The sequence below is a fragment of the Bifidobacterium pullorum subsp. gallinarum genome, assembly GCF_000741215.1.
GTDB lineage: Bacteria > Actinomycetota > Actinomycetes > Actinomycetales > Bifidobacteriaceae > Bifidobacterium > Bifidobacterium pullorum_B.
In genome coordinates, this window is sequence record NZ_JGYX01000002.1 from 180,156 (window position 1) to 205,242 (window position 25,087).

Annotated in this window: 21 protein-coding genes and 1 other RNA gene; 7 read left to right on the forward strand and 15 right to left on the reverse strand. The window is 66.1% G+C overall.

Features of this window, described 5'->3' with window-relative positions:
* Positions 1-103 precede the first annotated feature (103 nt).
* Positions 104-1,513, reverse strand: coding sequence for an RNA polymerase sigma factor (locus tag BIGA_RS03015; protein ID WP_033506039.1), 1,410 nt, complete (start codon positions 1,511-1,513; stop codon positions 104-106).
* 148 nt (positions 1,514-1,661) lie between these two features.
* Positions 1,662-2,291 (reverse strand): DUF4192 family protein, encoded by a 630-nt coding sequence (locus BIGA_RS03020; protein WP_033506273.1) that lies wholly within the window; start codon positions 2,289-2,291, stop codon positions 1,662-1,664.
* 189 nt (positions 2,292-2,480) lie between these two features.
* Between BIGA_RS03020 and BIGA_RS03025 the strand changes: the two genes are divergently transcribed.
* Complete coding sequence (locus tag BIGA_RS03025) at positions 2,481-3,584, forward strand: polyprenyl synthetase family protein (RefSeq protein ID WP_033506037.1); 1,104 nt, start codon at positions 2,481-2,483, stop codon at positions 3,582-3,584.
* Between the two features lie 46 nt (positions 3,585-3,630).
* The gene (locus BIGA_RS03030; RefSeq protein WP_033506035.1) at positions 3,631-5,994 is read left to right on the forward strand and encodes a protein kinase domain-containing protein; all 2,364 of its coding nucleotides are present in this window, start codon (positions 3,631-3,633) and stop codon (positions 5,992-5,994) included.
* Positions 5,995-6,003: 9 nt separating this feature from the next.
* Here BIGA_RS03030 and BIGA_RS03035 read toward each other — a convergent pair whose 3' ends face one another.
* The gene (locus BIGA_RS03035; RefSeq protein ID WP_033506033.1) at positions 6,004-6,717 is read right to left on the reverse strand and encodes a lysophospholipid acyltransferase family protein; all 714 of its coding nucleotides are present in this window, start codon (positions 6,715-6,717) and stop codon (positions 6,004-6,006) included.
* Positions 6,718-6,783: 66 nt separating this feature from the next.
* Between BIGA_RS03035 and BIGA_RS03040 the strand changes: the two genes are divergently transcribed.
* A complete protein-coding gene (locus tag BIGA_RS03040) occupies positions 6,784-7,341 on the forward strand; it encodes a hypothetical protein (protein WP_033506030.1) in 558 nt (185 codons plus the stop codon).
* Between the two features lie 89 nt (positions 7,342-7,430).
* Here the strand turns inward: BIGA_RS03040 and trpD are convergent, their stop codons facing one another.
* From trpD to hpf, 3 genes are all read right to left on the reverse strand, one after another.
* A complete protein-coding gene (gene trpD, locus BIGA_RS03045; RefSeq protein ID WP_033506271.1) occupies positions 7,431-8,483 on the reverse strand; it encodes an anthranilate phosphoribosyltransferase in 1,053 nt (350 codons plus the stop codon).
* A 177-nt stretch (positions 8,484-8,660) separates the two neighbouring features.
* A complete protein-coding gene (secA, locus tag BIGA_RS03050; RefSeq protein ID WP_033506029.1) occupies positions 8,661-11,579 on the reverse strand; it encodes a preprotein translocase subunit SecA in 2,919 nt (972 codons plus the stop codon).
* Positions 11,580-11,748: 169 nt separating this feature from the next.
* Complete coding sequence (hpf, locus tag BIGA_RS03055; RefSeq protein WP_033506028.1) at positions 11,749-12,417, reverse strand: ribosome hibernation-promoting factor, HPF/YfiA family; 669 nt, start codon at positions 12,415-12,417, stop codon at positions 11,749-11,751.
* A gap of 159 nt (positions 12,418-12,576) precedes the next feature.
* Between hpf and rnpB the strand changes: the two genes are divergently transcribed.
* Positions 12,577-12,947: RNase P RNA component class A (rnpB, locus tag BIGA_RS08985), an RNA gene on the forward strand.
* Positions 12,948-12,964: 17 nt separating this feature from the next.
* Here the strand turns inward: rnpB and BIGA_RS03060 are convergent.
* The 7 genes from BIGA_RS03060 to BIGA_RS03090 form a co-directional block, all read right to left on the reverse strand.
* Positions 12,965-13,507, reverse strand: coding sequence for a regulatory protein RecX (locus tag BIGA_RS03060; protein ID WP_081929387.1), 543 nt, complete (start codon positions 13,505-13,507; stop codon positions 12,965-12,967).
* A 14-nt stretch (positions 13,508-13,521) separates the two neighbouring features.
* Complete coding sequence (gene recA, locus BIGA_RS03065; protein ID WP_033506027.1) at positions 13,522-14,670, reverse strand: recombinase RecA; 1,149 nt, start codon at positions 14,668-14,670, stop codon at positions 13,522-13,524.
* 172 nt (positions 14,671-14,842) lie between these two features.
* Positions 14,843-15,076 carry a DUF3046 domain-containing protein gene (locus BIGA_RS03070; RefSeq protein ID WP_033506026.1) on the reverse strand — a complete coding sequence of 78 codons (234 nt, stop codon included), beginning with the start codon at positions 15,074-15,076 and terminating at the stop codon, positions 14,843-14,845.
* A 176-nt stretch (positions 15,077-15,252) separates the two neighbouring features.
* Positions 15,253-15,765 carry a helix-turn-helix domain-containing protein gene (locus BIGA_RS03075; protein ID WP_033506025.1) on the reverse strand — a complete coding sequence of 171 codons (513 nt, stop codon included), beginning with the start codon at positions 15,763-15,765 and terminating at the stop codon, positions 15,253-15,255.
* A 66-nt stretch (positions 15,766-15,831) separates the two neighbouring features.
* Positions 15,832-16,392, reverse strand: a complete 561-nt coding sequence (locus BIGA_RS03080) for a CinA family protein (protein ID WP_033506024.1) — start codon at positions 16,390-16,392, stop codon at positions 15,832-15,834.
* On the reverse strand, positions 16,389-17,042 hold the full coding sequence (gene pgsA, locus BIGA_RS03085; RefSeq protein ID WP_033506022.1) for a CDP-diacylglycerol--glycerol-3-phosphate 3-phosphatidyltransferase: 654 nt from the start codon (positions 17,040-17,042) through the stop codon (positions 16,389-16,391). The genes BIGA_RS03080 and pgsA overlap by 4 nt, the downstream gene beginning before the upstream one ends.
* 75 nt (positions 17,043-17,117) lie before the next feature.
* A complete protein-coding gene (locus tag BIGA_RS03090) occupies positions 17,118-19,835 on the reverse strand; it encodes a DNA translocase FtsK (protein ID WP_033506021.1) in 2,718 nt (905 codons plus the stop codon).
* A gap of 131 nt (positions 19,836-19,966) precedes the next feature.
* Between BIGA_RS03090 and BIGA_RS03095 the strand changes: the two genes are divergently transcribed.
* Positions 19,967-20,695: a Fic/DOC family protein gene (locus BIGA_RS03095; protein WP_081885291.1), complete on the forward strand. Its 729-nt coding sequence runs from the start codon at positions 19,967-19,969 to the stop codon at positions 20,693-20,695.
* A 104-nt stretch (positions 20,696-20,799) separates the two neighbouring features.
* On the opposite strand, the gene miaA is transcribed toward BIGA_RS03095, so the two are convergent.
* Both miaA and miaB read right to left on the reverse strand, forming a co-directional pair.
* A complete protein-coding gene (miaA, locus tag BIGA_RS03100) occupies positions 20,800-21,798 on the reverse strand; it encodes a tRNA (adenosine(37)-N6)-dimethylallyltransferase MiaA (protein ID WP_033506018.1) in 999 nt (332 codons plus the stop codon).
* Positions 21,785-23,245 carry a tRNA (N6-isopentenyl adenosine(37)-C2)-methylthiotransferase MiaB gene (gene miaB, locus BIGA_RS03105; protein WP_033506016.1) on the reverse strand — a complete coding sequence of 487 codons (1,461 nt, stop codon included), beginning with the start codon at positions 23,243-23,245 and terminating at the stop codon, positions 21,785-21,787. The genes miaA and miaB overlap by 14 nt, the downstream gene beginning before the upstream one ends.
* 46 nt (positions 23,246-23,291) lie before the next feature.
* On the opposite strand from miaB, the gene BIGA_RS03110 reads away from it, so the two are divergent.
* Positions 23,292-24,026 carry a GTP pyrophosphokinase gene (locus tag BIGA_RS03110; protein WP_033506268.1) on the forward strand — a complete coding sequence of 245 codons (735 nt, stop codon included), beginning with the start codon at positions 23,292-23,294 and terminating at the stop codon, positions 24,024-24,026.
* 158 nt (positions 24,027-24,184) lie between these two features.
* Positions 24,185-24,997 carry a Bax inhibitor-1/YccA family protein gene (locus BIGA_RS03115; protein ID WP_033506014.1) on the forward strand — a complete coding sequence of 271 codons (813 nt, stop codon included), beginning with the start codon at positions 24,185-24,187 and terminating at the stop codon, positions 24,995-24,997.
* Positions 24,998-25,087: the final 90 nt, after the last annotated feature.

Here is a 25,087-nt window from a genome sequence, read left to right on the forward strand (position 1 = left end):
GTATCCCCGTGCGAGTCGTCTACGGATGGCTCCGTCGTTCGGAAGCCCACCGGACTTCCTCGCTCCTCGCGCGGCGGCCTGCCAAGCGGGCCGCCGCTGGCTGTCATTGGTCGAGGAAGTCGCGCAGGGTCTGGGAGCGCGACGGGTGACGCAGTTTCGACATGGTCTTCGACTCGATCTGGCGGATGCGCTCACGGGTCACGCCGTACACGCGGCCGATGTCGTCAAGGGTCTTCGGCTGGCCGTCCTCCAGGCCGTAGCGCATCTTGATGACGCCGGCCTCACGCGGGCTCAGCGTCTCCAGCACCTGCTTGAACTGCTCCTGCAGCAATGAGAACGCGACCGCGTCGGACGGCGCGATGGCGTCGGTGTCCTCGATCAGATCACCGAACTCGGAATCGCCGTCCTCGCCCAGCGGCGTATGCAGCGAGATCGGCTCGCGGCCGTACTTCTGCACCTCCTGCACCTTCTCCACCGGCATGTCCAGCTCACGAGCCAGCTCGTCCGGAGTGGGTTCACGCCCCAGGTCCTGCAGCATCTGGCGCTGCACGCGCGAGAGCTTATTGATGACCTCCACCATGTGCACGGGCACGCGGATGGTACGCGCCTGATCGGCCATGGCTCGGGTGATGGCCTGGCGGATCCACCAGGTGGCATAGGTGGAGAACTTGAAGCCCTTCTTCCAGTCGAACTTCTCCACGGCGCGGATCAGGCCCAGGTTGCCCTCCTGGATCAGATCCAGGAACAGCATGCCGCGGCCGGTGTAGCGCTTGGCCAGCGAAACGACGAGTCGCAGGTTGGCCTCCAGCAGGTGGTCCTTGGCCTTCTTGCCGTCATTGGCGGCCCACTTGAGCTCGCGGCGGCGCTTGAAGTCCAGCTGGTCGCCCTCGGTGTCCAGCAGATGCTGCGCGTACAGACCCGCCTCGATGCGCTCGGACAGGTCCACCTCCTGCTCGGCGTTCAGCAGGCTGACACGGCCGATCTGCTTCAGGTAGTCCTTGACCGGATCGGCGGTGGCGCCGGCTGCGACCACACGGCGCTTCGGGTTGCCGGACGGGGTCAGGTTGTCATCGTCGTCGTCATCGCGGACCACGAACGCGCCCTTCTCCTTGGGCTCCTCGGGCTTGTTCGGGTGCTCGTCCTCGTCCTCTTCGGGCTCCGGCTCGGATTCCTCGTCCAGGTCGTCGTCGTCATCCTGCACCGCATCGGGATCCTCAAGATCCTCGTCGATGTGCTCCAGGTCGTCGTCCACGACCTCGGAGTCCTCATCGTCCAGCATCTCCTCGTCCTTGACCAGATCCTCGGCGGGTTCCGGCGCACTGCTCTTCTTGGCCGTGGTCTTGCGCGACGACTTCTCGGCTTTGGCCGCGGAGGCCTTACCGGAACCAGCCGCGGCCTTGGCGGTGGTCTTCTTCGAAGCGCTCTTGCGCGCGGTGGTGGTCTTCGCCGTCGACGAGGCCTTGGCAGTCCGTTCGTCCTGCTCCGGCTCGGTCGTCGTTTTCTTCGTGGCCAAACTCATCCTCCTGCAGGTTCCTGCCCGAAGCGCTATAGCATACAGGCGCACTTCTGGCAAGGGCAAATCGTCAACTATTGGAGTTAACCATCCACCAAGGACGATTATTCCCGTTCCGCCACAGTTCAATCAGAACCGTCCGGCCGCATCAGCGCAACCATACCGGGTATATGCCCCGCCGCATCGCGCCGAGCACGATCGCCGCCAGCGAACACCGCTCATCGATGGCCAGCGCCTCCAGCGCGTATTCCACCGCCTCATCCTTCCCCAGCCACCACAGCACGTAGGCCATGATGGTCAGCGGCTGCACCCGATAGCGTTCCGGCACGATGCCGGCCATATCCTTGAGCGCGCCGACGGCGGCACGGCACCGCGCCTTATCCAATCCCCCATGCTCGTCCGTGAACGCGGCGGTCAGCAGCCGCCCCATGCGCGCGCAGACCTCCGGCGCATGCGGCCGCGACGCGAAATCCATCAGCACGGCCTTCCTGGCACCGTCCGCCCCGCCCACAATCGACACGATCAGGGCGTCGCGGACGGCCAGCGTCTGATCCATCCCCACCGCCAGCGCCAGCATCGAGGTCCGTGCCAGCGGCTTGCCCTCGTGCAGCATGGCCAGCCAGTCGTCGAACGGTTCATCGACCCACGCGGCGTCGGCCACGTGCGGCCCGCGTTCCCGCCTGTCCTCGCGCAGCTGCGTCCCCAACCGTCGCACCGTGTCCGCGATGCGGTCGCGCCGCGCATCGGCACGATCCGCACAGTGTTGCTCCGTCGTCATGGTCACCCCCGTCATCGTCGCCGCCGTTGCCCCACGCACCGGCTACGCCATATGGCGCGTCTCCAGTATCGATGATGCGGATGTGTCCCCGCCACCCGGACGGTCCGATGTGGTCGAAGGCTCGGCGAATGTGGTCGAACGCTACGCATCCGGTTGTCTTGTCTGACTGCTGCGGATACCCTCATAGGTATGAGCACGACCGCAACGCTGGATACCGTCGAAACCCGCATCGCCGACCTGGTAAGCACCTTTGTCCGTCTACCCCAGGGCGTCCGGCTCGACGAGTCCTGTGAACCCATCCTGCAGGCGACGACGCATCAGGCGGTGACCTCCAGCGAAGGCGGCAAACGGCTGCGCGCACTACTGGCGCTGGACGCCTACCGCGCGCTGGGAGGGGACGCCGGGCGGGAGCGCCGGGATGCGATGCTCGACCTGTCCTGCGCGATCGAGGTGTTCCAGACCGCCGCGCTGGTGCACGACGACATCATCGACGACGCCGATCTGCGGCGCGGCAAACCGGCCGCGCACAAGGCGCTGGCCGGACCGGACCACGATGCGGCGCTGGGCGTGGGGCTCGGCATCATGCTGGGCGATCTGCTGGCGACCGCCAGCGTGGACATCGCCAACGACGCCGCGCACCGTCTGCCGAGCGCCGACGCCATCAACCGCGCGTTCCTCACGATGCATCGCGAGGTGGAGATCGGGCAGGTGCTCGATCTGGCCGCCGTGCACTGCCCGATGGCCGACCCGGCACGGCTCGCGCGCACCTCGTTGGATGTGTTCCGCTGGAAGACGGCCAGCTACACCACCATCGCGCCGTTGGAACTGGCGATGCTCGCCGCCGGGTATCCGCCGGAGCAGGCCCGGTCGTGCGCGCTGGACGTGGGCGAACCGTTGGGGTTGGCGTTCCAGCTGACCGACGACCTGATCGACGTCATCGGTTCGAGCTCCGCCACCGGCAAGCCGGTGGGCGGCGACATCCGCGAGGGCAAGCGCACCGTGCTGCTCGCCGATGCGCTGGCCGGGGCGACCGACGAACAGCGCGGCGAACTCATCGCCGTCTTCGAGGCCGATGCCCGCACCGAGGCGCAAACCGCCCGCGTCATCGACCTGTTCCATCACACCGGTGCCATCGAACGCTCGCGGCGGCGCATCGAGGAGCTGTGGCGACGCAGCCTGGACGCCATCGCGCATATGCCGGCGGATGATGACGCGCGCCGCACCCTGACCGCGGCTTGTGCCCGTTTCGTGCCATCCGTGCATTACACGCCCCGTGAGCCCGGCAGCATGTAGACTTTTAACCAGATCGTTCCCAACACCAAGGATTGCTTGCACCGCCATGACTGAAGCCGCGAATGTCCCCGATGGACTTGTGATCGAGGGACGATACCGTATTGTCCGCCGCATCGCCGAAGGCGGCATGGCCACGGTCTACCAGGCCATGGACGAGCGGCTGGATCGCACGGTGGCCATCAAGATCATGCATACTCAGCTGGCGCAGGGCCCCCACCGCGAGCAGTTCGTCGAACGGTTCCGGCGCGAGGCCAAGTCCGCCGCGGCCATCGCCAACCCCCACATCGTGCAGGTGTACGACACCGGCGAGTACAACGGGCTGGACTATCTGGTCATGGAGTACGTCCACGGCGTGAACCTGCGTCATGAGATGAACACGCAGCGCACCTTCACGGTGCGCGAGACGCTGCGCATCCTGTCCGAGACGTTGGACGGCCTGTCCGCCGCGCACCGCATCGGCGTGGTGCACCGCGACATCAAGCCGGAGAACATCCTGCTCAACGACCGCGGCCGCGTGCAGATCACCGACTTCGGACTGGCCAAGGCCGCCTCGCAGGCCACGCTGTCCACCACCAACATGCTGCTCGGCACGGCCGCCTACCTGGCGCCGGAGATGATCGAGCACAACCAGGCCACGCCGCAGGGCGACCTGTACTCGGTCGGCATCACCGCCTGGGAGATGCTCGCCGGTTTCGTGCCGTTCCAGTCCGACAACCCGGTCACGCTCGTCTTCAAGCATGTGCATGAGGACGTGCCCTCGGTGGCGGATCCCTGCCCGGGCATCGACCCGTCGATCGCGGCGTTCATCGCCCATCTGACGGCCAGGGCCGTGGACGCGCGCCCGGCGGACGCCGTCGAGGCGATGCGTGAGCTGCGCGAGCTGACCGCGCATCTGCCCATGACCGCATGGCAGTACCGCAAGCCGACCGTGGCCCCCGCGCCCGCGGCGACCACGGCCCTGCCGCCGCTGCCGCCTGTCGCCGCCGATCCGACGACCCCCACGTCCGCGGACGCCTCCGCGCATGTCGACACCCCCGTGACCGCAGACGCGCCTTCGGCCGTCACCGCGGCCATCCAGGCACAGCAGACGACCGCGATGTCGCAACCACCCGCCGCGCCTGCCGACGGCACCGCCACCGCAGCCTTCGCCCCCGACGCCACGCAGGCCATCGACCGCTCCCCCGAGTCGGCCACCAGCATCATCGACGTGAACGCCACGCAGAACCTGCCCGCGGTCGGCGCGCCGGCACAGGCCATCGCCCAGCCGGATGCCGTTCACGCCACGTCCGCCGGCATCGCCTCCACGCAGGTCATCGGCGCCGTCGATGCGCCGGAGGCAACGCCGGATGCGGCCCCCGCCGCGGACGAACAGCCGAAGGCCCACACATCACGTCGCAGGACCGCCGTCATCGTCACCGTCGTCGTGCTGCTCATCGCCGCCATCGGTGGCGGCGGCTTCGCCTGGTGGTATTTCCGCGGCCCCGGCAGCTATTGGACGCTCCCCCAGCCGAACGACATCACCTGCACGGAGGGACGGGACTGCCCCATCACCGACGCCGATTGGGATGATTACCGCAGCGCACTCACCGTTGCGGACATTCCGTACACCACCGCCGAGGACTTCAGCGATACGGTTGACGAGGGGAACATCATCGCGGTCCATCTGACGGCCGACGCCTCCGCCAAGCCGCTGAACGTGGGCGACCATGTCAGCAGGCGGGACGGCAGCCAGATCACCGTCACGGTATCCAAGGGCGTCCGTCAGGCCACGATCCCCGAGGACATCCTCGACCCGGATTCCGCCAACGCCAAGGATCCGCTGCAGGCGTTGCAGGATGCGGGATTCGACAACGTGGTTCACGACGAGGACAACGACCAGTACTCGGAGACGCTGGCGGCGGGCGTGGCATTGACCATCAGCCCCGACCCGGGCACCACGCTGGACCATAACGCCGAGGTGACCGTGACGCTGTCCAAGGGGCCCGCGCCGGTTCAGATGCCCACCGTGGAGGGGCTGACGCGCGACCAGATGAACGAGGCCCTCACCGAGCTGAAGCTGACGGCGAACGTGACCGAGGAGTTCAGCGACTCGGTGCCCTCCGGTCAGGTCATCTCCGCCTCCGTGGAGCCCGGTGCCGAACTGCACTGGGGCGACACGGTGGATGTGGTCGTCTCCAAGGGTCCCGAGACCGCGGCCGTGCCCTCGGGCCTGGTCGGCAAGCAGGAGAGCGAGGTGACCAAGACCCTGCAGGGCCTGGGGTTCAAGGTGGAGACCAACCGCATCCTCGGCGGCCTGTTCGGCACGGTGCGTGACGTGCAGTACAACGGCGAATCCATCAGCGATGGCGCCAACGTGCGGCTGCGTGACGCGGATGGCAACGCCTCCGTCATCACGCTCACCGTCGTGTGACGAAGTGGACTACTTCGACGCGGCCTGCGCGGCTTGTGCGGCGGCCTGCTCCTTCAGGCGCTTCTTGACCGTCTGCGCGTATTCGTCCACGTATTCCTGACCGCTCATGGACTGGATGGCGCGGGTGACCTGATCGGTCAGCGAGCGCAGGTCGTCATGGGTGACGTCCTCGGCGTCCTTACGCTCCACGGGAATCGGCGCGCCATAGATCACCTGCGTCTTGCCCTTCTTCGGCACCACGGTGCCGACCGGCTGCAACGTGTCCGAGCCGATGATGGCGACCGGGACGATCGGGCATCCGGTTTCCAGCGCCAGCTTGGCCACGCCGGTATGTCCCTTGTACAGGCGACCGTCGGGGCTGCGCGTGCCCTCGATGTGGATGCCGAACAGGTGGCCGTCCTCCAGGATCTCCCGCGCATGGTTCAACGCGCCGAGCGACTTGGAGCCGCCGGAACGGTCGACCGGGAACACGCCGACGGAGGTGAACCACCACTTCTTGAACCTGCCCTTGAGGCCCTTGCCCTCGAAGTATTCGGCCTTGCCCATGAAGTGGATCATGCGCGGGCAGGTGATCGGCAGCAGCGCGTCGTCGATGACGGCCAGATGGTTCGCGGCGATGATGGCGCCGCCATGCTTGGGGATGTTCTGCAGGCCCTTGACCGTGGGCCCGAGGCGGCGACGGGCGATCCAACCGAACCCTTTGACGAAGAACCAGTACAGCATCGTGGATTTCCTCCTCGTGAACTCCGTGGGCGCGGCATGGCGTCACACTTGGTTAGAGTGGTGTCTATGACTGAGCACAACAATAGCAACGCGGACGGCGAGCGTCCAAACCCCACGCCGAACAACGGCGATCCGGGGTCCGCCGACTTCGACGCCGCGTGGGCGCAGTTCGCCGCCGAGCACGCCGAAGACCTCAATGATGTGGAGCGTTCGCGCAACGCCAAGCGGTTCGAGAAGCACGCGCAGCGCAAGGAGAAGGAGGCGCTGCTCTCGGTCGATGATCTGGACCCGGCCGCCTTCGCCGGCGGCGCCGGCCGCGGCCCGCGCGATTTCACCGGCTCCAGCTGGCTGGACACCGACGACGTGATGGACCGCTACGGCGATCCGTTCACCCCGCCGAACCCCGATCTGGGACCGGTGAACAAGTCCAAGCTCGTGTTCTGGATCCTGCTGATCGTGGGCGTCATCGGCGTCATCGGCTCGGTGTTCCTGCCCTCGATGGCGCCCGTGCTGGGCACGATCTTCGGCACCTCAACGCTGATCGGCGCGGCAGGTCTGATCATGCGGCACAAGGGCCATAACGAAACCAAAACCGACTACTTCGACGACGGGGCGCGCGTATAGCGGTTCGCACTACCTCGGCGGTTCAATCACGGAGTGGCGGATTTCGGCCAGTCGGAAATCGAACCCCGAGGTAGTGCGAACCACCGGTCTCAGGCCTTCGACCTGGCCACCTCGATCCAGCGGTGCAGCAGGTCGTTCGCGGCACCGGAGTCGACGGCGGCCTCGGCCATCGCATAGGCGTCACGGAAGCGCTGCGCCAGCGTGGCGTCCGGATCGGGCAACCGGCGGGCGTCGGCCACGATGGCGGATGCCGCGTTGAGCAATGCGGTCGAGCGGAACGGCACCGGCTTGCCGGCCAAGAAGTCCAGCATCGCCTGCGCGTTGACGGCGGGCTCGCCGCCGCGCAGGTCATCCAACGTCACCGGATCAAGCCCCAGCTCCGCCGTCGGGTCGAACTCGGTCTCATGCACCTTGCCGTAGCGGATCTCCCAGACGCTCACCGGCCCGGTCGGCGCCAGCTCGTCCAGTCCCTCATGCGAGGTATAGACCATGCCAGTCTGCCCGCGCGAGGCATACACCTCGGCCATCATCGGGCTGACGGCCCGGTTGGCGCAGCCGATGGCCACATGGTTCGGGTTGGCCGGATTCGTCAGCGGACCCAGCACGTTGAACACGCAGGGCACGCCCAAGGCGGAACGCACCGGGCCGACGAACCGCATGGCCGGGTGGAACACCTTGGCGAACGCAAACGTGATGCCCACCTCATCGCCGATCTCGGCCACGGCCTGCGGGCTCAGATCCAGCGGCAATCCCAACGCCTCCAGGCAGTCCGCGGCACCGCATTTGGACGATGCGGCGCGATTGCCGTGCTTGACGATCTTCACACCGGCGGCCGCAGCCACCACCGAACCCATCGTGGACAGGTTCACGGTCGCGGCGCCGTCCCCACCGGTGCCGACCATATCGGTCGTCTCCCCGGAGACGGCCAGCGGCACGGCGTGCGACACCATCGCGTCGGCGGCGCCGCGCACCTCCTCGGCGGTCAGTCCCAGCAGCTGCTGCGCGGCGAGGACGGCACCCACCGCCGCGGGATTGGCGTTGCCTTTCATCAGATCGTCCACGAACCACCACGCCTCCCCCGCGCTCAGGTGATTGCCGGCAACCAGCTTGGTGAGGATCGATTTCCATGTGATCTCAGCCATCATGCCCTCCTTGAAGCACGCTCGTGATGGTATGTGTCGCGGCTTATTGTATCGGCGATATATTGCAAGACCGATGTGCTGTCCGTATCACGGATGATCAGGGGGGGATCCGCCGAAATACGAAGGCGCCCGCCGGATGCTCTCCGGCGGGCGCCTCTCATTCGTCAGTGCGAACCACTACTCGTTCTGGCCGTGGCACATCTTGTACTTACGGCCCGATCCACACGGGCACTGCGCGTTCTTCGGCGTGCCCGGGAACGTGCGGCCATCGGACCACGGGGTGTGCAGCTCCTCGCTCTTGGGGCGCTTGGAGGCCGGCACCTTGCCTTCGGCGTGGCTGATCGGCGCGGGGCCCACGATCACCGGGTTGCCGTCCGCGTCACGGGTCACCTGATCCTCGGACGCGGCCTCTTCGCCCAGCTCGTCGATGGTCTCGGCTTCGGCCTCGTCATCGGTCTCCGGCTCGGCCGGGCCGGTGGCCACGGTCTGGTCCTCGGCGGCATCGGCGGACTCGGTATCGATGCCCATCTGCGCCTCGGCGGCGTCAACGGCGGCATCCTCGTCCTGCTCGGACTGCAGATCCTGGGTCATGGCTACGCGGTCGATGTCCACGTGGAACAGCAGCTGGATGCTTTCCTCCTTGATGGCCTCGATCATCGAGTTGTACATCTGGTAGCCCTCGCGCTGGTATTCGACCAGCGGATCACGCTGGCCCATGCCACGCAGGCCGATGCCGTCCTTGAGGTAGTCCATCTCGTACAGGTGCTCGCGCCACTTGCGGTCGAGCACGGCGAGCACCACGCGGCGCTCCAGCTGGCGCAGGCCTTCCTCGCCGAGCTTGGTCTCGATCCTGCCATACTGCTCCTTGGCGTCGGCCACGAGCACGTCGCGCACGGCTTCAACGGCCTTTTCACCCTTGAGCTTGCCGGCGGCGTCACGGGCGTCGGCTTCGGTCACCAGCACCGGGTAGATGGTGTTCAGCGCCTTGAACAGGCCCTCCCAATCCCAGTCGGCGGGCTTGTCCGAACCCTTGTTGGCGCCGCGCACGTAGCTGCCGATGGTGTCGGCGATGAAGCGCTCGATATCCTCATGGATGTCCTCGCCCTTGAGCACGGCCTGACGCTCCGCGTAGATGACGCTGCGCTGCTTGTTCATCACGTCGTCATACTTGAGCACGTTCTTACGGATCTCGAAGTTGCGCGACTCGACGGACTTCTGCGCGGTGCGCACGCCCTTGGACACGCTCTTGGACTCGATCGGCTCGCCCTCGGGCAGGCCCTTGGCCATCACGCGCGCCACAAGCTGCGTGTTGAACAGACGCATGAGGTCGTCCTCAAGGCTCAGGTAGAAACGGGACTCGCCCGGGTCGCCCTGACGGCCGGAACGGCCGCGCAGCTGGTTGTCGATACGGCGGGACTCATGGCGCTCGGTGCCGAGCACATACAGACCGCCGAGCCCGACGACCTCCTCGTGCTCGTCCTTGACCTGCTCCTTGACCTCGGCCAGGGTGCCCGGCCAGCGCTTCTCGTACTCCTCCGGGGTGTCATCCGGGGAGTAGCCCTCGGCCTTGAGCTTGGCGTCGGCCAGGAACTCCACGTTGCCGCCCAGCATGATGTCGGTACCACGACCCGCCATGTTGGTGGCCACGGTCACGGCTCCCTTGCGGCCGGCCACGGCCACGACGGCGGCTTCCTTGGCATGCTGCTTGGCGTTGAGCACCTGATGCGGGATGCCTGCCACGTCGAGCAGCGAGGAGACGACCTCGGAGCTTTCCACGCTGGCGGTGCCCAGCAGCACCGGCTGGCCCTTGGCGTGGCGCTTGGCCACGTCCTTGACGATGGCGGCGAGCTTCTCGCGCTTGGTGCGGAAGATCAGATCGTCCTGATCGACGCGGATCATCGGCTTGTTCGTCGGGATCGGCAGCACACCGAGCTTGTAGGTGCCCATGAACTCGGCGGCCTCGGTCTCGGCGGTGCCGGTCATGCCGGCCAGCTTGTCATACATGCGGAAGTAGTTCTGCAGGGTGATGGTGGCGAAGGTCTGGTTCTCGGCCTTGACCTCCACGTTCTCCTTGGCTTCGATGGCCTGGTGCAGGCCCTCGTTGTAGCGGCGGCCCGGCAGGATACGGCCGGTGTGCTCGTCGACGATGAGCACCTCGCCGCCGGTGACCACGTAGTCGCGGTCGCGCAGGAACAGCTCCTTGGCCTTGATGGCGTTGTTGAGGTAGCCGATCAACGCGGTGTTGTTCGGCTCGTACAGGTTGTCGATGCCCAGGAAGTCCTCGACCTTGGTGATGCCCGGGTCCAGGATGCCGACGGTCTTCTTCTTCTCGTCGACCTCGTAGTCCTCGTCGCGGGTCAGCTTCGGCACCAGGCGCGCGAACTGGCGGTACCAACGGGTCACGTCGCCCTCGGCGGGACCGGAGATGATCAGCGGGGTACGGGCCTCGTCGATGAGGATGGAGTCCACCTCGTCGACGATGGCGTAGTGGTGGCCGCGCTGCACCAGATCCGACTTCTCCCACGCCATGTTGTCGCGCAGGTAGTCGAAGCCGAACTCGTTGTTGGTGCCGTAGGTGATGTCGGCGTTGTACTGCTTGCGGCGCTCCGGCGGCTTCTGCTCGGTCAGGATGCAGCCGACCGACATGCCCAGGAACCGGTAGATGCGGCCCATGAGTTCGCTCTGGTAGCTGGCCAGGTAGTCGTTGACGGTCACGACGTGCACGCCCTTGCCCTCCAGCGCGTTGAGGTAGCTCGGCAGCGTGGCGACCAGGGTCTTGCCCTCACCGGTCTTCATCTCGGCGATGTTGCCCCAGTGCAGGGCGGCGCCGCCCATCAGCTGCACATCGAAGTGACGCTGGCCAAGCGTGCGCTTGGAGACCTCGCGCACCGTGGCGAACGCCTCGGGCATCAGGCTGTCAAGCTTCTCGCCGTTGTCCAGGCGCTGCTTGAACTTGCCGGTCTGCGCCCTGAGCTCGTCATCGCTCAGAGCTGAAATCTCATCCTCCAGCGCGTTCACGGCTTTCGCCACGTTCTCGAGCTTCTTGAGCTGGTGGCCTTCGCCCATGCGAAGAGCCTTGTCAATGATATCTACCACGTTCGCTCCCTTGTCGGTTACCGTAAACGAGCATAGCCCAATCCCCATGGAATCGGGCGCAAACTTTGACCCATAGTACGCGAACGCACAGATTTTCCGCGTCAAACAACGGATGACGCCCCGCGCACTGTGTGTCGCGGGGCGTCATCCTCAGTTCAAGCGTTCGCCGTTACTCGGCCTTCGCCACGTTCTCCGGGGTGTCGATCTCGAACACGCCATAGCTCCAGCCATGACGGTGGTAGACGACGGAGGGACGGTTGGTGTCCTTGTTGACGAACAGGAAGAAGTCGTGCCCGATCAGCTCCATCTCATACAGCGCCTCGTCGATGGTCATCGGCTCGGCGATATGCAGCTTGCGGCGGATGACGATCGGGGTGTCGCCGACCTGGACCTCCACCGATTCGCCGGGGCCCAGATCGGAGGCGACCGCAGCCTGCGGGCTGTTGTTCGGCTCCTCCGGTACGGGTTCCTCCTCCACGGGTTCGGGGGTCACAACGCCCATGTCCACGGGCACCGGGTTCGTGTATCCACGACGATGGTCCTTGCGGCGGTCACGGGTGCGGCGCAGACGCAGCGTCAGCTTGTCCAGCGCCATATCCAGGGCGCTGTACTCGTCGGTGCTCGACGCCTCGGCGCGCACCACGGTACGCCCGGCAATGACGGTGATCTCCACGCGCTTTGCGGTATCGGCCTGACGCGGGTTGCCCTCATGCGTGACGACGATCTGCACGCGTTCCGCATCCGGGGCGATAGCGGTCACACGATTCATCTTGTTTTCGACGACATCACGGAACCTTTGCTTGATCTGCGTATGACGTCCGGTAACGACGATTTCCATGTGGACCTCCTTGAGCTCAAGCGGGTTGTGCCCGCTGTATGTGTCCGAATGGCATCATCGCCATCCGGGTACGTCTCATTGTAGCCGAGTTCCGTGGCGACATGGTGAACAACTCGCCAATAATGAAGACCGATGCGCCATGCTATCCTTGGGTGGATGTGAGGTCTCCAGATGGCCGCGGCCGTGTCGGTTCGCCGACACGGCTGAGGAACTTCCGGGCTCCATAGAGCACGATGGCGGATAACGTCCGCCCAGGGTGACCTGAGAGCTAGCGCAACAGAGAACAGACCGCCCGGTTTCGGCCGGGTAAGGGTGAAACGGCGGTGTAAGAGACCACCGGGCCGCTGGTAACAGTCGGCCGCATGGCAAGCCTCATCGGGAGCAAGGCCAAGCAGGAGGCGTTTGAGGGCTGCTCGCCCGAGCCTCCGGGTAGGCTGCTGGAGCCTGGCGGCAACGTCAGGTCGAGATGGATGGCCATCCGCACCGCGCATGCGGTGTGACAGAACCCGGGGTATCGGAGACCTCACGCTTCTTTACCCACCTTTACTCAGTTCAGCAGCTCCTCCGCAACGCGCCGCAGCGTTTCCGGGCTGTGCCCCTTTCTGCCTCCCGCCGACCAGAAGCGCCGACGCCGTACCGCAACGTCGAGACCGCGGGTCTTTCTGGCGTATTGACGCCCCAGCTCCCATGCGGCGTCCTCGAAATCGCCGCGCTGCTCGGCTTCGGTTGCCACGGCCTCGGCCAATGCGCGGTCCACGCCCTTGCGGGTCAGCTCCATCACGGTGCCCCTGCGCCCCATGCAGCGCCCTGTGCAATAGCGGACGGCCGACTCGGCATAGGCCCGGTCGTCCAGCAGATGCACGCGGGTCAGCCGTTCGATGACCTCGTCCACAATGCCGTCCGCATACCCCTTGGCGATCAGGCGTTCACGTAACGCCCCCGAGGCGCGCGGCGCCGCGTCCAGCAGGCGCAACGCCGCCTCACGGCAGGCGTCCACATCATCGGCATCCGATTCGTGGACCACCGTCTCCGCCGCGCCGACCGTTTCCGCTGCAACGGCACGTCCCAGGAATTCCTGTGCGTCGATCATGGCACCGGCAGCCGTCAGGCCTTGGCGGTCTTGGAGGCCTTCGCGGGCTTGGCGGTCTCACCGGCCGGAGCATCCTGCGCCGAATCCCCGTCCGACTCGCCCTCGGACATATCGATCAGGCCGAATGCGGCCTTGACCTTGTTCTCGATCTCCTCGGTCACGGCCGGATTGTCCTTGAGGAACTGGCGCACGTTCTCGCGCCCCTGCCCCAGCTGGTCGCCGTCATAGGTGAACCAGGAGCCGGATTTCTTCACCACGTTGCATTGCAACGCCATATCCAGCACCGAGCCCTCCTTGGAGATGCCCTCGCCGTACAGCACGTCGAATTCCGCCGACTTGAACGGCGGCGCCATCTTGTTCTTGACCACCTTGACGCGGGTGCGGTTGCCCACGGCCTCGTCGCCGCTTTTCAGCGTCTGCACGCGGCGGATGTCCAGGCGCACCGAGGCGTAGAACTTCAATGCCTTGCCGCCGGTGGTGGTTTCGGGATTGCCGAAGAACACGCCGATCTTCTCCCTCAGCTGGTTGATGAAGATCGCCGTGGTGCCCGCCTGCGCCAGCGCGCCGGTCATCTTGCGCAGCGCCTGGCTCATCAACCGCGCCTGCAGGCCCACATGGCTGTCTCCCATCTCGCCTTCGATCTCGGCCTTGGGCACCAGTGCGGCCACCGAATCGATGACGATGACGTCAAGCGCGCCGGAGCGGATCAGCATATCGGCGATCTCCAGCGCCTGCTCGCCGTTGTCGGGCTGCGAAACGATCAGCGAATCGGTGTCCACGCCGAGCTTCTTGGCGTACACGGGATCCAACGCATGCTCGGCGTCGATGAACGCCGCCACGCCGCCTTCGCGCTGGGCGTTGGCCACCACATGCAGCGCCAGCGTGGTCTTGCCCGAGGACTCCGGGCCGTAGATCTCCACGATGCGCCCCTTGGGCAGGCCTCCGATGCCCAACGCCATGTCCAATGCCAGCGAACCGGTGGGGATCACCTCCACGTCCTGCGGGGGCTTGTCTCCCAGGCGCATGGCCGAGCCCTTGCCGAAGTTCTTCTCCACCTGCGCCAACGCCGTATCCAACGCGGCCTTGCGGCGCGGGTCGATGGCATGGGCCTCCTTGGCGGTGTCCGCGGCGTCCTTCGCCGCGACTGTCGTCTGCTGTGCCATGATGCCTCCTTCAAGCATGTTCGGCTCTTCGTCCCCATCCACCGTAGGGGCGTCCGCGCCGCGTCCGCAAGGTCGACCGGCCAATGTGGTCGAACGATGCGCGCAACGTTCCGTAACTGTGGATAACTATACCCCCAAACACGAACAAATGTTCGAATGACGCGTCGGCATGTCACGCCGCAGGCATGGGCGGCGCGTTATGATCGGCACCCCATCGGCGCGAATCCGGCACATCCATCTGATCGCACAGCACGTTCCACACCACACGGGGCTCCACCCCGGCAGCCAGGGCCTCCACCACCGTCATGTTGTCCAACGCGGTCAATCGCTGATCGACGGAAAGACTGCGCCCGTACCCACGCCCGAACACCTCTTCCAACAATTCCCAGAATTCGCGTTCTCGCATGACCGCCAGTGTACACACATCCCGACACCGTACCCCCCCGCAGCCCGGCGACCCGCGCACGCCACCCCCGACGCCCGCATCCGCAGCGGCACCGAACCATCGCAAACGGCGTGGCGGGCGGCCACCGGACCGCCCGCCACGCCGTCATCGCAACGATATCCCGAAGCCCCTGTCCTTTAGTCCTCCAACGAGTCCAGGTAATCGGCCACCAGCCGCAGCATCTGCGAGGGCTTGACGCCCAGCGACAGGGCGATCGACCCCAGCAGCTCCGAGCTGGCCTCCTTCTGCCCGCGTTCGACCTCGGACAGGTACCCCAGCGATACGCCGGCCTTCTCGCTGACCTCGCGCAACGTCTTGTGGTCGCGGGTGCGCAGGTCACGCAGCACATAGCCGATGGCCTCGCGCAGCGACACCTCCTTGGCTTCGGGCGCCGCCTCCACGGCACGGCCGGTATGGCCGCGCGTGCGTTCGGCGAAATCCTCCTGCTGCCACATCCGCTCCAGGGCGGCCTGCCGCTCCTCCTTGGCCTTCTTGGCGGCACGGGCCTTGATCACCTGCTGCTGCGCGAACATCACGGCACGCCGCTGCGCGGGAGTCAGGTCGCGCATGCGCGCCCCGGTTGCCTTGGCCGGGGCGGCGGTCATACCCGCCCGTTCGACTCGCTCGCGGGTCACAGTCATCGATTCCATCACGTCATCCCTTTCGGCTCGGCGTCGTTCATCCATACCACTACGAACAACACCGCAGACGCGGGATTATTCCTGTGAATCCACTGTGAATCCGCTCACATTTTCCAGAACGCGCAACACCGTCAGCAACCGGATCCGCTCGCGGTCGCCCGAGAGCATCAACCGCACCGACGTCGTGGTCCGCGGGCCGTCCCCGGCATCGAACGATGGTACCGAAAACCCCGCATACACCAGTCCGGCGGGCTTGTCCCCGTCCGGCCCCGGACCGGCCACACCGGTGGTGGACAATCCGATGACCCGTCCCCCATACGCCGGCTGATCGTACAGCCGGGCCGTGCCGAGGGCCATCTGCCTAGCCACATCCGGGTGCACGGCTCCCTCACGCCGCAGCAGGTCGGCGTCGACCCCCAACACGGACGCCTTGGCCGCGATGTCATAGGTCACCGCCGAACCGAGGAACACGCGCGAGGCACCGGGGATGCGCACGAACGCGTCGGCCAGCAATCCCCCGGTCAGCGACTCGGCCGCGGCGATGCGCATGCCGCGAGACCCGCACCATCCCAGCACCGCCTGCGCCAACGCGTCGCAGCGGCGCCGGATCTCCCCCGCGGACAGGCTCCCGCTCATGCGGCAGGCTTGCGGAAGGTGTTGATCAGGTAGATGGCGCCGGAATACAGGCATAGCACCAGCGCCACGTAGATCACGATCTGCGTGAGCCACGTGTACGCCGTCAGCCACCACGGATTCGGCCCGGTGCCGGGCGCGAGCGTCCACAGCGGCACCAGCAGCAGGGACAGGCCCACGCACTGGAACACGGTCTTGAGCTTGCCCGGCCAGGCGGCGGCGATCACCTTGCCGCCGGGCTGTTCCATGACGAAGAAGCGCATGACCGTGATGCCGAGTTCCCGGATGAGGAACAGCGCCACGATGACCCAGCCCCACACCACGTTGCCGAACTCGCCGAACGCCGCGGCCACGACCAGCGCGCCGCAGGTGAGCAGCTTGTCCGCGATCGGGTCCATCAGCTTGCCCATCTCGGTCACCTGATTGTACTTGCGGGCCATCCAGCCGTCGATCTTATCGGTGGATGCGGCGATGATGAAGATGATGGCCGCCACCCAGCGCAGCGTCGGATTGTCCACGCCGTACGGCCCCGCCATGATGTCAAGCACCAGGAACACCACCACCAGCGCGATGCGCGCATAGGTGACCAGGTTCGGCGGCGCGTTCCAACCGTCGAGCAACGAGTTCGCGGTCTGTTCATCGGTTTTCTGCATACTCTTCACTGTACCCCGAATCCTGTTCTTGTGTACGCCGCCGTATTCGAATCCGACACATCGCAACGCCACCCGTCACATGGACAGGGCGTCCTGCGTCGGCGCGCTGGAGGTCAGGCTGTCGGTTTCGCCGCGGATGAACGCCAGCACCGCGGGCAGGTCCTGCGGCTGCACCAGCACCTGGCGGGCCTTCGAGCCCTCCGAGGGACCGACGACGCCGCGTGATTCCAGCAGGTCCATCAGGCGCCCCGCCTTGGCGAACCCGACGCGCAGCTTGCGCTGGAGCATGGAGGTCGAGCCGAACTGCGTGGTGACCACCAGCTCGGCGGCCTGCAGCAGCACATCCATGTCGTCGCCGATCTCCTCATCCGGCTCCAGGGCGTGCTTCTCGGCGTCCTTGGCCATCTGCTCGATATCCTCACGGTAGTGCGGCTTGCGCTGCGTGCGCACGTATTCCACGGCCTTGCGGATCTCCGACTCCGACACCCACGAGCCCTGCACGCGGATCGGCTTGGCCGAACCCATCGGCAGGAACAGGGCATCGCCCTGGCCGATCAGCGTCTCGGCACCCACCGTATCCAGGATGACGCGGGAATCGGTGGCCGATGACGTGGCGAACGCCAGACGCGAGGGGATGTTCGCCTTGATCAGGCCGGTCACCACGTCCACCGACGGACGCTGCGTGGCCAGCACCAGATGCACGCCCGCAGCTCGCGCCAACTGGGTGATGCGCTGGATCGAGCTCTCCACATCGTTCTTGGCCACCATCATCAGGTCGGCCATCTCGTCGACCACCACCAGCAGGTACGGGTACGGGGCGACCTTGCGGTTCGAACCGGCGGGGGCATGCACCTTGCCGGCCCTCACGGCCTCGTTGAAATCCTTGACGTGGCGGAACCCGAAGAACTCCAGATCGGAGTACCGGGCGTCCATCTCCTTGACCACCCACTCCAACGCCTGCGCGGCCTTCTTCGGATCGGTGATGATCGGGGTGAGCAGATGCGGGATGCCGGCATAGGCGGAGAGCTCCACGCGCTTGGGATCGACCAGGATCATGCGCACCTGTTCTGGGGTGGCGCGCATGATGATCGAGGTGAGCATCGAGTTGACGAAGCTCGACTTGCCCGAACCGGTGGCGCCGGCGACCAGCAGGTGCGGCATCTTGGTCAGGTCGGCGGTCACGAAATGGCCCTCGACGTCCTTGCCGATGCCCGCCAGCATCGGGTTCGGGTCGTTGACGGCGTTGTCGGAGCGCAGTACGTCGCCCAGGTGCACGATCTCGCGATCGGCATTCGGGATCTCGATGCCGATCGCCGACTTGCCCGGAATCGGCGACAGGATGCGCACATCCGAGCTCGCCACGGCGTACGCGATGTTCTTCTGCAGGTTCGTGACCTTCTCGACCTTCACGCCGGACCCGAGCTCCACCTCGTACTGGGTCACGGAAGGTCCGCGCAGGAACCCGACGACCTTGGCGTCCACGTTGAACTGCTGGAACGTGGAGGTCAACGCCTGGATCACCCGGTCGTTGGCCGGGGTGCGCGCCGCATGCGGCTGCCCCTTGGCCAGCAGGTTCAGATCGGGCAGACGGTACGGGGCGTTCTGCGCCGCCGGGGCGCCGTCGTCGCCCGCCGCCGGCTCGTCGGCGATCTCGCCGGTCTGCGGGTCCACGGTCATCTCGCCGTCCTCCCCGATTGAGGCCCACGGGTCGGATTCGGACAACGGACGTGTCATGTCGTCGACCGGCAGCACATGCGTGGCATCCACCGGCGCATGATTCGAGTTCATCATCACCGCCGTTTCGTCCGCGGCCCTGCCTGCGGACGACACCGTGCGCGCGCCGTCCGACGCGGGCGCGCCCAGCACGCGGGTCTCGGCGGCGTCCCCATGGCGACTGGCCGCATGGTCGAACGGATCGTCGCCCTCGTACCGTTCCAGCGTGCGATCCGTGCGCTTGCCCGACGCCTTGGAGAACAATCGGGAGAACCAGCCCTTCCTGACGGACCGGGAGCCATCGGTACCGTCATCGTCGCCGTCATGCGAGGGAACCCCTTCGGCGAACGACAACGTGCCATCCCCCACACGCACCTCGTTCGGGAACTGCGGTCGCTCGTCCGCCTGCTGATTGCCGCGGACCCTGTCCATCACGGATCCAACCCGCTGCGGCACATCGGTGACATGCGTACGGGTGATCAGCAGCAACGAGAACAGGCCCACGATCACGAACACCGCGATCGCGAACGCCTCGGACAGACCCCAAGCCAGGGGGGATCCGAGGACGAAACCGAGCAGGCCGCCGGCGCTCTGTATCGCGCCGATGTTGAATCCGGGCACGTCGGCGATCAGCGCCACATCGATGATCGAACAGATCGACCACATCAGCAGCACCCAGCCGGCCAGCACACGCGGATTGCCCGAATCCTTGCCGGAGTTGCGCATCAGACGGACCGCCACGATCACCAGCACCACCGGCACCACCACGCTCATCACGCCGAACAGGCCCGAAGCCACGGCGTGGAGGAACACCCCCAGGGGCCCGTTGACCCGGAACCATTCGGAGGCGCAGAAGCACACGGCCAGCACCAGCATGAGGAAGCACAGGCCATCACGGCGGTAAGCGGGATCGTATTCGCCGACGCCGGTCAGCGAGCGGACCGCGGAGCCCATGCCCCGGGGCACCGCCAACAGGACGCGTTTCCATACCGGCTCCGCAGGCGGCTGCGACTGGGCCGCGCGACCGTTCCGACCCTTGGCGCGCTTGGTGGTTTGAGAGGAGGAATTGGTTCGTGCCATAACGCAACAGATTGTACAACCCGGCACGGTCGCCGCCGGACGGGAACCGTCAACGCGCACCCCATCCGCGCAGATTCGCGACACACGACGCAGGACGCATGATTCCGCGCCCGCGCCGCTATCATCGGAGTATGACTCCAGCGGAACGTGCGAGCGCAGTCGCATTTGCACTGAAGAACTGCGCGTTGGATTCAATGGCGCCGAGCGACGCGACGATGCGGGTGACGGCGCGATACGAGTACGGGGATATCGACGTCTCCCGATTGCTCGACGATGCGGACGACGACCGCAGCAGCGCGGTGTTCGTGCGTACGATCGTGCTGGCCGAACGCCGTTGGCCGGCCACCACCGACCTGGACGAGTTGCGGGCCATCCACCGGGGACTCTTCGAGGGGGTGTTCAACGACGCCGGACGGCTGCGTACCCGCGACACCACACGGGAGGACACCGAGGACCGGGCGCGCGCGAAGAATCCAGAGGCGTTCTTCCCCGCCAATCTCATCGAAACCGGGGCGTTGAACATCGCCACCGAGCTGGCGGACAAACGAAACCTGCGCAACCTGGACCGCGGCGATTTCATCCGGCAGCTGGCCCACATCTACGACGAGCTGGGCTACCTGCACCCGTTCAAGGGCGGCAACGCGATGACGCTGCGCATCTTCGCCTCGCGGCTCGCGCACGATGCCGGATGGGATCTGGACTGGGGCCCGGTGGACCGCGAACTGTACCGGACGGCCAAGCACGACGCCTACCGCGGCCAGACCACGGGCTTCGAACGCATGTTCGATCTGATGGTCAGACCGGCGAACCCGACGCGCGTGTTCCTCATCGCCGGTTGGGATCAGGGCCCCGCCCACTGAATCCCCGTTCGTTCGCCGTCGTGCGACTCCGCCGCGCGTCGACGCGTGCCGGAGTCGCACGACGATGACGCTATCGCCCCTTCTTGGCAGGTATCAGCGGAGCATCAGGCGGCGATGTCGCCGAGATGGTGCTGCGTGTACGCGTCGGCCTGGGCGTCGATGGCGTCGTAGTCGCCCGCATCGGCGTGGTCAACGACGGCCATCGCGTTGGACACCAGATCCGGGTTCTGCGCGCGCAGCCAATGAATGCGCGGATCACGTCCGAACCATCCCATCTGCTTGCGGGCCAGCCGCTTGGTCTTCTGAGCGATGTCAGCGAACGCCTCGTTCTCGCTCCACAGGCCGTCCAGCGCGTCGATTACCTGCTGGTAGCCGAGGGCGCGGGAGGCGGTCGCCCCCAGTCGCGGCCGCAGACGCCGCACCTCATCCACGAACCCGTCCTCGCGCATCCGTGCGGTCCGCAGGTCGATGCGCCGATCCAGCTCCTCGCGGGGCAGATCCAGGCCGATCTGCACGCTCGGAATCACATACCGGTACCGCGGCAGGCTCGCCGAGTACGGGCGGCCGGTGATCGCGATGACCTCCAGCGCGCGGATCGTGCGGCGCGGGTTGCGCGGATCCATGCGGGAGGCCGCCACCGGATCCTTGGCCCTGAGCTCCTCGAACAGGATCCCCGGCCCTTCGGTTTCGGCGCGATGCTCCAGCTGCGCCCGCACGTCGGGGTCGGTGCCGGGGAACGAGATGTCGTCGATCGCGGCGCGCGCGTACAGTCCGGAACCACCCACCAGGATCGGGCGGATGCCGCGGGATTGCAGATCGGCGATGCAATCGCGGGCCAGCGTCTGGAACCGTGCCACGCTCATCGCGTCGTCGGGGTCGACGATATCGATGAGATGGTGCGGCACCGCCGCCAGTTCCTCCGGTGAGGGCTTCGCCGTGCCGATATCCATGCCGCGGTACATCTGGTAGGCGTCCGCGTTGACGATTTCGGCCCGTTCGCCGCGTTCGGCGAGGGCCCGCGCGATGGCGATGCCCAGGCCTGTCTTGCCGGAGGCGGTGGGGCCGACGATCGAGACGACGCGGGGGCGGTCAGTGGCGCACATGGTAGGTCTGGCCGGCTTTCGGATTGGGATCGGCAATCAGATTGTGCCGGGCGGCATGGGTGACCGTGGCGGTCACGAAATCGCCGACCTCGGGCATCGGCTCGCCTTCGGGCACGCCGACATGCACCAGCACGCCCGTCCGCTCACGGCCGGTCACGCGATGCGTGGCGGCGTCCTTCTTGCCATGGGTGCCGGTGATCATCACCTCCACGTCGCGTCCCTCGAACTTGGCCATCTCCTCCTCGGTGATGCGCTCCTGCAGTGCGACCAGGCGTTCGAACCGCTCCTGCACCACGTCCTTGGGCACCTGTTCCATCGCGGCCGCGGGCGTGCCCGGGCGCGGCGAGTACTCGAACGTGAACGCCGACGAGAACCGGGCCTCCTCCACGATCCGCATCGTCTCCTCGAAGTCCTCCTCGGTCTCCCCCGGGAACCCGACGATGATGTCGGTGGAGATCTGCGCATCGGGCATCGCCTCGCGCACCTTGCGCAGGATATCCATGAACTTCGCCGTGCGGTAGGAGCGGCGCATGGCACGCAGGATGCGGTCGGAACCGGACTGCAACGGCATGTGCAGCTGGTGCATGACATTCGGGGTCTGCGCCATCGCGGCGATCACGTCGTCGGTGAACGCGGCCGGATGCGGCGAGGTGAACCGGACGCGCTCCAACCCCTCGATCGTGCCGCAGGCGCGCAGCAGCTTGGAGAACGCGTACCGGTCGCCGATGCCGTAGCCGAACGAGTTCACGTTCTGCCCCAGCAGCGTGACCTCCTTGGCGCCCTGCTCCACACAGCGGCGCACCTCGTCGAGGATGTCGCCGGGGCGGCGGTCGTGCTCCTTGCCGCGCGTCGTCGGCACGATGCAGAACGTGCAGGTGTTGTTGCACCCCACCGAGATCGACACCCAGCTCGACACCTTCGAGGCGCGCACGGCCGGCAACTGGCTCGGGAAATAGTCGAGTTTGTCGACGACCTCCACCTGCGGCTCGCCGGTGGCGCGATGCTGGTCGAGCAGACGCGGCAGCGAACCGATGTTCTTGGTGCCGAACACGGCGGCGACCCACGGGGCGCGCCGGGCGATCCGCTCACGATCCAGCTGGGCCATGCACCCGCCCACGGCGATCTGCAAACGCGGGTTGCGGCGGGTCAGTTCCGCCCATAGCCCCACCGTGCCGTACATGCGTTCCGCCGCGTTCTCGCGCACGGCGCAGGTGTTGAGCACAATCAGATCCACGTCCTTGTCGGCCACCTGCTGCTCGGTGGCCGGCACATAGCCATCCTGCTCCAGCACGCCGGCGATGCGCTCGGAATCGTGCACGTTCATCTGGCAGCCGAGTGTGTGAATGGCATACACGCCTTTGCCGCGCTCGCCGGCCGACACACGCGGGTCGGCGGCATCGGCCTGCTTCGAGGCGCGCTCCGCCTCGGTCATCATCGCTTCATCCATGAAACCCCATGCTAACCGAGAGCTCGGATTGACGGACGGGGCTATGATGGTGACCGTGATACTTGACCGACACAGCCGATTGAACTCCGCCGAACTCGAGGCGCGCCTGAAGGCGACGAACTTCGGCGACGGGCAATTCCCCGTGGACCAGATCACCGAATTCGTCAATCTCATGCAGGTCTACGAGGGGGCGATGTATGAGATCAGCACCAAGCTGGAGGTGCTCGACGAGGAGTTCCAGGTGCGGTTCTCGCACAACCCGGTGCACCACATCGAGCGCCGTCTCAAGTCGATCTCCTCGATCCTGGGCAAGCTCGAGCGCCGCGAACTGCCGAAGACGGTGGAATCCATCAAGGACAATCTCTTCGACGTGGCCGGCGTGCGCGTGATCTGCAACTACCGCGACGACGTGTACTCGGTGTCCAACTACCTGTCCGCGCAGTCGGACATCCAGGTGCTGCGTGTCAAGGACTACATCAAGAACCCCAAGCAGAACGGGTACCGCAGCCTGCACGTCATCTACGCGGTGCCGGTGTTTCTCTCGTCCGGCGCGCACTACACCCCGGTGGAAGTGCAGTTCCGCACCATCGCGATGGATTACTGGGCCAGCCTGGAGCACGCGCTGCGGTATAAGACCGACCTGCCGGACGTCAAGCTGAGCGAGCATTCGCAGACGCTGCTGGACTGCGCGCGCAGCCTGCAGAACATCGAGGTGCAGATGCAGAACATCCACCGGGACATCAACGGCGCGCCGCAGGTGGACGAGGCCCCGCACTCCTGACGCCGCGTTATTGCACCGCGTTGCCGTACGGCGTTGCCGTGCCGTGCCGATTGCCAAGATTCTGTGCCCGCGGCGGAATTCTTCACCATTCGTTCAGCATCTCCCCGTACGATGGGGGAAATGCCGGCCATCCGGCCGGGTTGTTCCAAGGAGTGATGATGACTTTCGGCCAACAGCCGCAAGGCGGCAACGGCTATAACCAGCAGCCGCAGAACCAGTACCAGTACAACGCGCAGCAGTCGTACGCCTATGCGCCCAACGGCACCGCCGCCATCAACGCCCAGGCGACCTACGCCTTCGAGGAGGCGCAGCGCATCTCCGTCACGAAGGCCTATGGCGAGATGACCATCGGTCTGGTCATCACGGCCGTGGTGGCCGTGCTCGCGCAGATGAGCGGCGCCTATGTGGCGTTCCTCCAGGCCACCGGTCTGATCGGGTTCATCCTGTTCGCCGTGGTGCAGGTGGGTCTGGCCGTGTTCCTCGGCGCCCGCATCATGACGATCAAGTCGAGCACCGCCCGCGTGATGTTCTACGTGTATTCCGCGTTGATGGGCTTCACACTGAGCTCGATCTTCATGATCTACGACCTGGGCTCGATCGGTCTGGCGCTGGGCATCTGCGCGGCGTTCTTCTTCGTGCTCACGATGTTCGGCATGACCACCAAGATCAACATGCTCAAGGCCGGCCCGATCCTGTTCGCTGGCCTGGTCGTACTCATCGTGGCAGAGCTGCTGCTGACGTTCCTGTTCCCCGGGGATACGATGCTGATGGTCGTCTCCGCGATCGGCCTGGTGCTGTTCGCCGCCATGACCGTGCATGACGCCCAGCAGACGCGCGCCATCTTCAACGAATACGCCGGCTACGGGCCGGAGATGATCAAGAAGGTCTCGATCATCTGCGCGCTGAACCTGTATCTGGACTTCGTGAACATCTTCCTGTACATTCTTCAACTGCTGGGCAACAGGGACTGACCTGACCCGCCATGACGGTGGCGGATGTTCGAGACGTCGCCGTCGCCGTAGGGGCCGCATCCATCCGGATGCGGCCCCTATTCGTTTCGG